The organism is Roseomonas sp. TAS13, assembly GCF_001950415.1.
Lineage (GTDB): Bacteria > Pseudomonadota > Alphaproteobacteria > Acetobacterales > Acetobacteraceae > Roseomonas > Roseomonas mucosa.
Genome location: NZ_BDLP01000144.1, coordinates 1 through 10,808, shown reverse-complemented (window position 1 = coordinate 10,808; position 10,808 = coordinate 1). Strand labels below are relative to the sequence as shown.

Annotated in this window: 10 protein-coding genes; 8 read left to right on the top strand and 2 right to left on the bottom strand. The window is 65.4% G+C overall.

Annotated elements, in window-relative coordinates; all coding sequences use genetic code 11:
- Positions 1-453, bottom strand: a 453-nt coding sequence (locus ROTAS13_RS12690; protein ID WP_171979095.1) for an SWIM zinc finger domain-containing protein, incomplete at its 3' end; no start/stop codon positions are given.
- Positions 454-694: 241 nt separating this feature from the next.
- Between ROTAS13_RS12690 and ROTAS13_RS12685 the strand changes: the two genes are divergently transcribed.
- From ROTAS13_RS12685 to ROTAS13_RS12650, 8 genes are all read left to right on the top strand, one after another.
- On the top strand, positions 695-1,183 hold the full coding sequence (locus ROTAS13_RS12685) for a hypothetical protein (protein ID WP_075822526.1): 489 nt from the start codon (positions 695-697) through the stop codon (positions 1,181-1,183).
- Between the two features lie 128 nt (positions 1,184-1,311).
- On the top strand, positions 1,312-3,102 hold the full coding sequence (locus tag ROTAS13_RS12680) for a peptide ABC transporter substrate-binding protein (RefSeq protein ID WP_075822525.1): 1,791 nt from the start codon (positions 1,312-1,314) through the stop codon (positions 3,100-3,102).
- Positions 3,103-3,117: 15 nt separating this feature from the next.
- Positions 3,118-4,080, top strand: coding sequence for an ABC transporter permease (locus ROTAS13_RS12675; RefSeq protein ID WP_075822524.1), 963 nt, complete (start codon positions 3,118-3,120; stop codon positions 4,078-4,080).
- Positions 4,058-4,987 carry an ABC transporter permease gene (locus ROTAS13_RS12670; RefSeq protein WP_371329189.1) on the top strand — a complete coding sequence of 310 codons (930 nt, stop codon included), beginning with the start codon at positions 4,058-4,060 and terminating at the stop codon, positions 4,985-4,987. The genes ROTAS13_RS12675 and ROTAS13_RS12670 overlap by 23 nt, the downstream gene beginning before the upstream one ends.
- Positions 4,988-4,992: 5 nt before the next feature.
- The gene (locus ROTAS13_RS12665; RefSeq protein WP_075822528.1) at positions 4,993-5,985 is read left to right on the top strand and encodes an ABC transporter ATP-binding protein; all 993 of its coding nucleotides are present in this window, start codon (positions 4,993-4,995) and stop codon (positions 5,983-5,985) included.
- Entirely contained in the window at positions 5,982-6,959 is a 978-nt protein-coding gene (locus tag ROTAS13_RS12660; protein WP_075822522.1) for an ABC transporter ATP-binding protein, read from the top strand. The genes ROTAS13_RS12665 and ROTAS13_RS12660 overlap by 4 nt, the downstream gene beginning before the upstream one ends.
- Positions 6,960-6,993: 34 nt before the next feature.
- Positions 6,994-8,331: an LLM class flavin-dependent oxidoreductase gene (locus ROTAS13_RS12655; protein WP_075822521.1), complete on the top strand. Its 1,338-nt coding sequence runs from the start codon at positions 6,994-6,996 to the stop codon at positions 8,329-8,331.
- Positions 8,332-8,347: 16 nt separating this feature from the next.
- The gene (locus tag ROTAS13_RS12650) at positions 8,348-9,178 is read left to right on the top strand and encodes a class II aldolase/adducin family protein (protein WP_083755513.1); all 831 of its coding nucleotides are present in this window, start codon (positions 8,348-8,350) and stop codon (positions 9,176-9,178) included.
- Positions 9,179-9,455: 277 nt separating this feature from the next.
- On the opposite strand, the gene ROTAS13_RS26295 is transcribed toward ROTAS13_RS12650, so the two are convergent.
- Positions 9,456-10,052, bottom strand: coding sequence for a hypothetical protein (locus ROTAS13_RS26295; protein ID WP_139323345.1), 597 nt, complete (start codon positions 10,050-10,052; stop codon positions 9,456-9,458).
- Between the last annotated feature and the right edge of the window lie 756 nt (positions 10,053-10,808).

Here is a 10,808-nt window from a genome sequence, read left to right as displayed (position 1 = left end):
GGCCGTGACCTGGGGAGGGATCGTCCCGGCCGGGGAGGCCGCCGGATCCTGGTGCGACAGCGGGTCCAGGGAGGCGGTGGCGGCAGGAGGCGCGGCGACCGGAAACATGCCCCGGGGCGCGCTTGCATGGTCGCTCGGGGCGATACCGGCGCTGTTCCCTTCCTCTTCCTCCTCGTGCCATGCGAAGAGCGCCGCCGCCACATGCTTGCAGTTGAAGCCCACCGGACAGGTGCAGGTTCCGCTGATCGACGCGGTTCCGTCGCGCGTTTCGTGGAGACGGATCGTCTGCTTGTAGGGCCTGCGCGCACTGCCCTGCACGGTGGCATGAAGGGCCCGGCCATCACGCGACAGGGAGAGCGCGGTCACGGCGCCTTCGTCGCAATACGCAGCGCCCGCCTGGAAGGCATTGCGCGACACTGCCCGCCGGATCATTTCGCGCGTGATATGCAGCATCCTGACTTCCGCCATCCACCTCCTTCACCAACAGAGCCAGCCTCGCTGATGCCATCGAAGGGGGCTGCCTAAGGCACCATGGGCTCTCCCAAGCCCTGCTCATGCGACGCTGCCGCCGTCACGGGTCGTCGGTCAAGATCGGCGGGGGGAGCGGACGTGGTATTTAGCGGGGTTCAAGGCGAAGATAGCGCTGGGAGCACTGCCGGGAGAGCTGAGCTGGCGCGACGCGGCTGGCGGCCAAGTGGAGTTCACCCCGGCGCAGACCAAGACGAAGCGAAGGGGCCGCTTCGGGTTGCCGTCGGAGTTCACGCCCTGGATGCGGCACTACCTGGAGGTGATCCGCCCGGCGCTGCTGGCGGGGCAGCGGCAGGAGGCGCTGTGGATCGGCAGGCTGGGCACGCCGCTCAGCGCGCAGGGCAACGCGACACGGATCCGACGGCTGTCGTTGAAGCGCTTCGGGATCGGCTTCGGGCCGCACCGCATCCGGCACAGCGTGGTCACCACCGCCGCACTTCGGCTGGGCGAGCCGCCGTGCTTCGGGGCGGCGGTGGTGGGCAACACCCCGGCCGTGGCGGAAGGTTACAACCACGCCGGACAGTGCCGCGCCGCCTCGCTCTATGCCGAATTGATCCGTAAAAACAGGCAGGGAGGGAAGAGCCAACCGCCACATGGAGAGCCTTCCCACTCACCTAAAGCACGAAAGTGTCTCCTGATCTGCGGGAGGCCCTAGATCCGACATTGCTCCAGCCCTCTTTTCGGTACATCAAGCACGGCTCCCTGCCGAACTGAGTCTAATCTGGCCCGATTTTTGCTAATGCCTTCCTGAAGACCCCGACAACAGGACGTAGGCTGGCAGCGATGCGATCCAAACTCGAGCAGATGCTGGAGCAGGTCAGGCATGGTGCGTTGAGCCGCCGAAGCTTTGTCCGGCGCCTGGTCACGGCGGGCCTGACAGCGCCGATGGCGACGCAACTCCTGGCCCTGGGCGGCGTGGCGCAGGCACAGACGCCGGCCGACGCCTACAAGCCTACCAAGGCCGGTGGCGGCGGAACGCTCAAGCTACTCTGGTGGCAGGCCCCGACCCTGCTCAACCCGCATTTCGCCGTCGGCACCAAGGATCAGGACGGCGCTCGCCTCTTCTACGAACCGCTCGCGGCCTGGGATCAGAACGGCGAGCTGCAGCCGATCCTCGCCGCGACGCTACCGAGCCGGGAGAATGGCGGCCTGTCCGAGGACGGGAAATCCGTCACCTGGACGCTGAAGCAGGACGTGAAGTGGCACGATGGCCAGCCCTTCACGGCGGACGACGTCGTCTTCAACTGGGAATACGCGCGCGACCCGGCGACGGCGGCCACAACGGCCGGCAGCTACAACAACATCACCGTCGAGAAGATCGACGACCACGCCATCCGCGTCAATTTTCCCAAACCGACGCCGTTCTGGGCGGAGGCCTTCGTCTCCGTCATGGGAATGCTCATCCCAAAGCATGTGTTCGGGCCTTATACCGGTACCAAGTCCCGCGAGGCCCCCGCGAACCTGAAGCCTATCGGCACAGGCCCCTATCTTTTCGAGGAATTCCGGCCGGGTGACTTGGTCAAGGGCGTCCTCAACCCGCATTATCATCTTCCCAACCGGCCCTATTTCGATGTCGTCGAGATGAAGGGCGGCGGCGACGCGGCCTCCGCAGCACGCGCCGTCCTGCAGACCGGTGAATACCACTTTGCCTGGAACCTGCAGGTGGAGGATCAGGTCCTGCAGAAGCTGGAGGCGGGCGGGAAGGGCGTCGTCAGGACGGCACCCGGCGGCAGCCTCGAACGCATCCAGCTCAATCAGACCGATCCCTGGACAGAGGTGGATGGCGAGCGTTCGAGCATCAAGACCAAGCACCCGATCCTCTCGGACCCGGCCGTGCGGGAGGCCCTGACACTGCTCGTGGATCGGGAATCGATCCAGAAGCACATCTACGGCCGGGGCGGCGTGCTGGCGGTCAACTACTTCACCAGTCCGAAACGCTTCAGCTCCCCCAATACCCGCTACGAGTTCAACATCCAGAAAGCCATCGATCTTCTGGAAAAGGCCGGCTGGAAGCCCGGCGCGGGAGGCATCCGCAGCAAGGATGGCAAGGCCCTCAAATTCGTCTTCCAGACCTCCACCAACGGTCCGCGACAGCAAACCCAGCAGATCGTCAAGCAGGCATGCCGCAAAGCCGGCATCGACATGGATCTGAAATCGGTGACCTCGTCGGTCTTCTTCTCATCCGACGTAGCCAATCCCGACACCTATCCGCATTTCTACACCGACCTGCAGATGTACACGAGTGGACCGGGCCTCCCCGATCCCGGTCGCTTCGCACGCAACTTCCTGTCCACCGAAATTTCGCAGAAGGAGAACAAGTGGCAAGGGCGCAACGTCGTCCGCTGGCGCAACCCCCGCTATGACGAGCTTTATGCGCAGCAGGAGGCGGAGCTGGACCCTGTGAAGCGCGCTGCCATCTTCATCGAGATGAACGACATGGTGATCAATGACCATGTCGTCATTCCACTGATCAGCCGGCCGTCCGTGGCGGCGGCGAGCAAGCAGCTCGTCGCGGAGCCGAGCGGCTATGACAGCTATCTCTGGAATTTCCAGAATTGGTACATGGAGAGTTAGCGGGGAATCGAGGGATTGTCTGGATCCTATGTTCTGCGCCGTCTGCTGATCGCCGTACCAAGCCTGCTCGGCATCAGCATCGTGCTCTTCACGGTCCTGGCCCTGGCGCCGGGCGATCCGTTCGGGGAACTGACCACCAATCCCAATGTCCCGCCCGAGGTACAGGCCGCCCTGCGCGCCAGTCTCGGTCTGGATGATCCCATCTGGCTGCGCTACCTCCACTGGCTGACGGCCCTGCTGAAGGGGAACTGGGGTTATTCCTTCGTCAGCCGCATCGATGTCGGCCATCTGATCCTCCAGCGTGTGCCTGTCACCCTGGCGGTGATCGGCGCGGCACAGCTTCTTGCCATCCTGGTGGCCGTTCCCGTGGGCACGCTGGCGGCGATGCGTCCCTATTCCGTCTTCGACCAGCTAGCGAACACCGTCGCCTTCATCGGCTTCTCGCTGCCGACATTCTTCACCGGGCTGCTGCTGATCCTGTTCTTCAGCGTGAAGCTCGGCTGGCTCCCCTTCGTCTTCCAGGCCGACATCGCCGCCAGCGGCCTGGACTGGTGGTGGGCCCAGATCCGGCAGTCCCTCATGCCGGTCGCCGTCCTGGGGCTTTTCCAGGGCGCCTCCCTGGTCCGCTATGTCCGCGCCTCCGTTCTCGACGTGAACAAGCTCGACTACGTGACGACAGCACGGGCCAAGGGCATCGGCGCGCGGCGCGTCGTGCTCCGCCATGTGTTGCGCAACGCGCTGATCCCCGTGACCACCTTGGTGGCATTGCAACTGCCGGCCGTCTTCGGCGGCGCCATTGTCACGGAGCAGATCTTCCGCATTCCCGGGATCGGCTCGCTGCTCATCGCCTCGGTGCTGGCCAACGACACCCCCGTGGTGATGGGCGTGACCATCGTCTTCGCGACCCTCGTCATCCTCTGCAACATCCTGGCGGATCTCCTGTATGGGCTCCTCGATCCTCGAATCACCCTCCGCTGATGCTGCACGCGCTGCTGGGCGTGGCCCCCGCGGTATCTCGCCGGCGGGAGAAGCTTGGCGGCGCTTCCGCCGTCATAGGCTGGCGGTCGCAAGCCTCGGGGTGATCCTGGTCATGGTGGTCGCGATCCTGCTGGGCCCATTGCTCTGGAACGTCCCGATCGACGACATCGACTTCAGCGCGAAGCTCTCTCCACCCACACTCGAACATCCTTTCGGAACGGATGATCTGGGGCAGGACCTGCTGGCCCGCATGCTGTATGGCGGACGCATCTCGCTCGCCGTCGGGATGGCGGCCATGGTGGTGGCCGTCGTGATGGGGTTGCTGGTGGGAACGCTGGCCGGCATGTCCACCGGCACCGCCGACTCCCTACTGATGTGGCTCTGCGACCTCTTTCTCTCCCTGCCGGAACTGCCGCTGTTGCTGCTCATCATGTACCTCTTTCGGGATTCGCTCAGCGCGGCGCTTGGCACGGAAGGCGGGATCTTCGTCCTCGTGGTGGCGGTGATTGGTGGTCTCCGCTGGATGCCGGTCGCAAGACTGGTTCGTGCCCAGTTCTTCTCCCTGCGCGAGAAGGAGTTCGTCGATGCCGCCAGAGCCCTCGGTGCGTCGCGCTCCCGCCTGGTGATACGGCACATCCTGCCGAACGCGCTGGGGCCGGTGATCGTGGCCGGCACAATCGAGGTTGCTGCCGCCATCATCGCGGAGTCCACTCTGTCCTTCCTCGGCCTGGGCTTCCCGCCCGACATTCCGACCTGGGGGCGAATTCTGTTCGACTCCAAGGACTATCTGGAGATCGCCCCACACTTCGCCCTTTTCCCTGGACTCGCGATCTTCCTCACAGTGCTCTGCATCAACTTCATAGGCGACGGGCTCCGCGATGCATTGGACGCCCGGAGGGTGGTGTGATCGGGATGAGCGAGACCCTGCTCGATGTCCGTGACCTGCGGACGTGGTTCCGCACGGATGGCGGGATGGTCCGGGCGGTCGATGGCGTGAGCCTGTCGGTCGCGGCCGGCGAGACCTTGGCGGTGGTCGGAGAATCTGGCTGCGGGAAGAGCGTCACGGCACGTAGCATCCTCAAGCTCATAGATATGCCGCCGGGCCGCTTCCAGTCCGGTCAGATCCTGTGGCGGGGCCGTGATCTCATACCGATGCGTACCGCGGAAATGGACACGGTCCGGGCACAAGAGATCGGCATGGTCTTCCAGGAGCCCATGACCTCCCTGAACCCGGTTCAGCCGGTCGGCACACAGATTGGGGAAGTGCTCCGGGTGCATCGCCGCCTCTCCCGCAAGGATGCCCTGGACGGCGCCGTGGAGATGCTGCGCCTGGTCCAGATCCCGAATGCCGAGCGGCGCGTGCACGACTACCCGCACCAGTTCTCGGGCGGAATGCGGCAGCGGGTGATGATCGCCATGGCCCTGACCTGCCGGCCCAGGCTGCTGATCGCCGATGAGCCGACCACGGCGCTCGACGTGACGATCCAGGCCCAGATCCTCGATCTCCTTTCCGAGATGAAGGAACGCTTCGGCATGGCGATCATGCTGATCACCCATGCCATGGGCGTGGTCGCGGAGAATGCGCAACGCGTGGTGGTGATGTATGCGGGACAGGTGGTGGAAGAGGCACCCGTTGAGGAATTGTTCGACGATCCGCGGCATCCCTACACGCAGGGCCTGATCCGTTCCATCCCGCGCGTGGACGTCCAGGCGGGAACACGCATTCGGCTGCCGCAGATCAAGGGCACGGTGCCCAGTCTGCTTGACCCGCCACCCGGTTGCCGCTTCGCCGACCGGTGCCCACTGGTCGTTGCTGCGTGCCGTCTTGAGCAGCCTCCCATGGTGCCTATCGGGCCGGGTCATGCAGCGGCCTGCATCCGCACGGAGGCGTCGCGCCAGTCATGAACCATCCTGTTCCGCTCCTGGCTGTGCATGGCCTTCGGAAGCACTATCCGATCCGTGGCGGGCTGCTGTCCCGGGAGGTGGAGCGTGTCCATGCCGTGGATGACGTGAGCCTGGAGATCGCCCTGGGCGAGACGCTTGGATTGGTAGGGGAGTCCGGTTGCGGCAAGTCCACCACGGGGCGCTGCATCATGCGGCTGATCGAGCCCAGCGAGGGATCGGTCCGTTTCGGCGGGCGGGAGGTGACGCTGCTGCCGCCCAGTAAGTTGCGGGAAATGCGTCGGGAGATGCAGATCATCTTCCAGGACCCCTTCGCCTCGCTGAACCCACGGCACACGGTGCGCGCCATCGTGGGCGAGGCCCTGGCCATCCACGGCATCGGCCGCCCTGGACGGGACCGCGAGGAGCGGGTCGCGGCGCTGCTGGAGACCGTCGGCCTGCGGCCGGAACACATGCACCGGTTCCCGCACGAATTCTCCGGCGGCCAGCGGCAGCGCGTCGGCATCGCCCGCGCCATCGCCGTGGAGCCCCGGCTCATCATCTGCGACGAGCCGGTCTCGGCGCTCGATGTTTCGGTTCAGGCTCAGGTGATCAATCTGCTGGAGGAACTGCAGGACAGGATGGGTCTGGCCTATCTGTTCATTGCGCATGATCTCTCGGTCGTCGAGCATATCAGCCACCGTGTCGCCGTGATGTATCTCGGACGGGTGGTTGAGGTGGCGCCGGCCCGGGCCCTGTATGACACGCCCCGGCATCCCTATACCGAGGCTCTCCTCTCCTCTTTCCCCGCTCCCGATCCGAAGGCGAAGCGACGGCGTATCCCGCTGAAGGGCGACGTGCCCAATCCACTCCGCCCGCCCGCCGGATGCCATTTTCACACGCGTTGCCCCATCGCGGTGGCGCGATGCGCGACGGAGGTTCCGCAACTGGCGACCTGCGGGGACGGACATTCCGTGGCCTGTCATCTGCGACGCTGACGGAGACTGAAGAGATATGGCAAGACCTGAGAGGATGAAGCTCGGGGCCTTCGTCCCGGGGGCTCTGGCGGGCGGCAGCGCCTGGCGCCAGCCCGGATTCGACACCGCTGGCGCCAGCAGCTTCGCTGCCTATTGCCACATCGCCCGGCTGCTGGAAGCCGGCAAGTTCGATACCCTCTTTATGAATGACGGGGTGGGTGTCCGGGAGCTTCAGCCCGATCTGTTGGAGCGCAACGCCCAGGCCCAGCGCTGGGACCCGCTGACCCTGCTTCCCGCCCTTGCGGTGGTGACGGAGCGGATCGGCCTGACCGCCACGGCCAACACCAGCTACAACGAGCCGTTCAACCTCGCGCGTCGCCTGGCCTCACTGGACGAAGTGAGCCAGGGACGAGCTGGGTGGAACATGGTCACCTCCCTGGGTGGGGGCGAGAACTTCAATCGCGACGACCACATGTTGCATGCCGAACGCTACACGCGCGCGGAAGAGTTCATTGAGATCATGACCGGGCTCTGGGACAGCTGGGAGGACGATGCGGCCATTCGCGATAAGGAAAGCGGACGCTGGTTGGATGTCTCTAGGATGCATTTATTGAACCACCGTGGCCCGCATTTCGCGGTGCGTGGGCCCCTGAATGCCTCCCGGCCGCCGCAAGGCTATCCGGTAGTGGCACAGGCTGGTGCCTCTGATGCGGGCCGCGCCCTGGCGGCGCGCACGGGAGAGCTGATCTTTACCGCGGCCCAAACCATCGAGGAAGGGCAGGAGTTCGTGCGCGACATCACATCGCGCGCCGCTCGATACGGAAGAAGTCGGGACAGTTTCCGCATCATGCCTGGTGTGGCCGTGACGGTGGCCTCCAGCATGGTGGAAGCCGAGGCGAAGTACGACCGGCTGCACGATATCGCTGACCCGCGGCCAAAACTGAAGTCTATCTCGCATTTCGCTAGCTTGGGCGTGGATCTTTCCGATCAGCCTCTGGACGGACCGGCTTGGCTGCCCGACGAAATCCCGGAGACCAACACGCATCGCAGCCGTCAGAAACTGGTGGTGGACCTCATCCGCCGGGAGAAGCAGATTACCTTGCGGCAGCTCGCACGCCGCCTCAGTGCTGGAGGTCATCGTGTTCTGATCGGCACGCCCGAAACCGTCGCGGATGATTTCCAGCGGTGGTTCGAGGCCGATGCAGCGGATGGGTTCAACATCATGTTTCCATCCTTCCCGGAATCCGTCGAGGACTTCGTGCATCTGGTCGTGCCGGAGCTGCAGCGCCGTGGTCTGTTCCGTGTCGAGTATGAGGGCCGAACGCTGCGCGAGCATCTCGGCTTCCGGCGCCCACCGAACCGCCATTCCATCGCCCGCATGACCACGGATTGAACAGGAACCCTGCCTCATGAATGCCACCAGGCCCGCAGCCCTCCCGCGCCCCACGATCGAGGGCATCCCACGCCAGGGCGAACAGCCGCTCTACGCGCTTCCCGCGTTCCTTCCGCCGGCGGCGGAACGCAGGCACCGACGTCAGAGGCTCGCCGCGGCCTTCCGCCTGTTCTCGCGCCTGGGCTACGAGGTCGGCCTCGCGGGCCATTTCACGGCGCGGGATCCGATCCTGACCGACCATTTCTGGGTCAACCCGCTCGGTATGTCCTTCGCCCATATCCGGGCTTCCGACCTTCTCCTAGTGGCACCGGATGGCCGAGTGGTCGAGGGCGTGGGCATGGTGAACATCACCGGCGTGCCCTATCATGACCAGATTCAAGCTGCGCGGCCCGCGGTAATCGGGATCGCCCATGCCCATGCCTTCCATGCGAAGATCTGGTCCGCCTTCGGCCGCGTCCTACCGCCGATCACTGCGGATGCTGCGTCCCTGCATGACGACCAGGTGGTTTTCGAACCGCGCCGTCCCGAGGGGATGGAGGCACAAGCGGCACGACGCATCGTGGCGCAACAGGTTGTGGCGGCTCTGGGCGAACGGAACATTCTGATCTGGCAGAACCATGGCCACTGGACCACGGGTGATACGGTGGAGGCGGCGGCTTGGCGCTTCATCGCTTTCGACGATGCAGCACGAGGCCAGTTGCTCGCCCAGGCGGCGGGGCAGCCGATCGTTCCTGAAGCGCCTACGCGAAGCACTGCTTCTCGCGCACGCGCTGAGGTATCGGCTTGGCTCAGTTTCTTGCCACTCTGGGATCGCGTGGTGCGCGAGGAGCCGGACCTGCTCGACTGAACGGACCGGCCTCAAACACGCCGGCCAGCCTTACTTGCCTATGCCTATGATAAAAGACTCAGATGGAATGTCCGTTGCTCTCCCGTCGCTACGAGTACGGTGTCTACACCGACCAAGTGCTGTAGATGTACTTCCTGCCGTCCAATGCCATGCTCACCAACATCGCCCGCAATTGAATGGCGGATCAGTCACTTTCAGCGTGAGCGAAAGCCCAGAAACGAAAAAAGCCCCCAGCCATGATGACCGGGGGCTTTGACTTCGCTGGCGAGTGCCAGCGTCAGGACGAGGCGTCTGCGGGGCGGGCCCGGGATCGCTCCTGCTCGGTGAGCACCGCGCCCTGGAAGGCGCGAAACTCGGCCAGGCACCCGAAGCGCGCGAGGTAGCCGCCATGGGTCATCTCGCGGTGGCAGGACCGGCAGACCAGCCAGCCATGCTCGGGCCGGTTCAGCCTACGGTGGAAGGCGTGGTCGAACTCGGTCCCCTCCAGCGGCAGGCCCGCCGCGTCGAGGACGGGCTCGCGGTCGCAGCAGGGGCAGCGGCCCCGGTAGGGCGTCCGGTGCAGGGCCGCGGCGATGAGCTCGCGGCTGCGAACCGAGAAGTCCCGCCGCCTGCCAAGCAGGAGGTCCTGCGCGGACAGCTGGAGGAACATCAGGTCGGCCATATGGCACTCGAGGACATCGAGGCGCCGGTGCAGGCGCTCGAACTCCGCCGCCGGAAGGCTGGCATCGCCGGCTTCCATCACCGCGGTCGCCGGCAGGAGTTGTGCGGCGAAGTGCCGGAAGAGCCGGGCCCGCTGGCGCCGGGCCTCGTCGTCGGGAACGTCGGTGCTGAAGAGCATCGTGGTGTCCTGGAGGGTGGTTTCGGCCTTGCTCAAGGGCCGCGACGGTCGGCTTGGGAGCTACCGAGACCGGCCGGGGACACGGGACGAGGGGGGGAGAAGAGAGGGCGCGATGGTGTGGTGCCCCTCCCTCCCATCGGTGATCACCGGGATCCGCGAAGGCGGAGGAGACAAGGCATGGTGAAGCCGGGAGAAGGGAAGAGAAGCCGAAGGGGAAGAAGGAAGAGGATCCGCCGCGCGCACGCGGCGGGGCCGGTGCAGGGCCCCGGGCGAGGGGCAGCGCCGGGCGGCCCATCCCGCTCATCGGGCTGCCACCGCTGGCAGGGCAGGAGGTTCGCAGAGGCGGCCGGCTCAGTGCCGGATGCGCGGTCCAGGACCGGCGCGCGGCCAGGAGGCGCGCGCATCGGTCCGCCAGGATGAGGAAGGGATGGGGATGTGGGGGGCGACAGGCGCCCGAAAGGCGGGGCGGAACGAACGGCTCCCGGCTTCACCACAGCATAGATGGGAAGTGCAGAGCACTATTTCAATACTAAATTGAAATAAAATGCTGCGGCGCACTGCGATCGCTGTGGAGGATAGCAGGAGGCGCTGCTTCTCCTGACCTCGTGCCAAAGGCCGGCTCCGCATGCTCCGACATAGCCTCAGTCCGCCAGCATGTGCTGGAAGTGAACCGCCCCGGGTTTGTCGGAGGCCCCAGGCCTTGAGAGGATGGAGCCATGACGACGAAGGGCAAGACAGCAGCGAGCTACTCGCCGGAGGTGCGGGAGAGGGCGGTCCGCCTCGTGCTGGAGG

Coding starts and splice junctions, on each gene's coding strand:
- ROTAS13_RS12680 (WP_075822525.1), top strand. CDS start 1,312: ATGCGATCCAAACTCGAGCAGATGCTGGAGCAGGTCAGGCATGGTGCG.
- ROTAS13_RS12660 (WP_075822522.1), top strand. CDS start 5,982: ATGAACCATCCTGTTCCGCTCCTGGCTGTGCATGGCCTTCGGAAGCAC.
- ROTAS13_RS12665 (WP_075822528.1), top strand. CDS start 4,993: ATGAGCGAGACCCTGCTCGATGTCCGTGACCTGCGGACGTGGTTCCGC.
- ROTAS13_RS12650 (WP_083755513.1), top strand. CDS start 8,348: ATGAATGCCACCAGGCCCGCAGCCCTCCCGCGCCCCACGATCGAGGGC.
- ROTAS13_RS12655 (WP_075822521.1), top strand. CDS start 6,994: ATGAAGCTCGGGGCCTTCGTCCCGGGGGCTCTGGCGGGCGGCAGCGCC.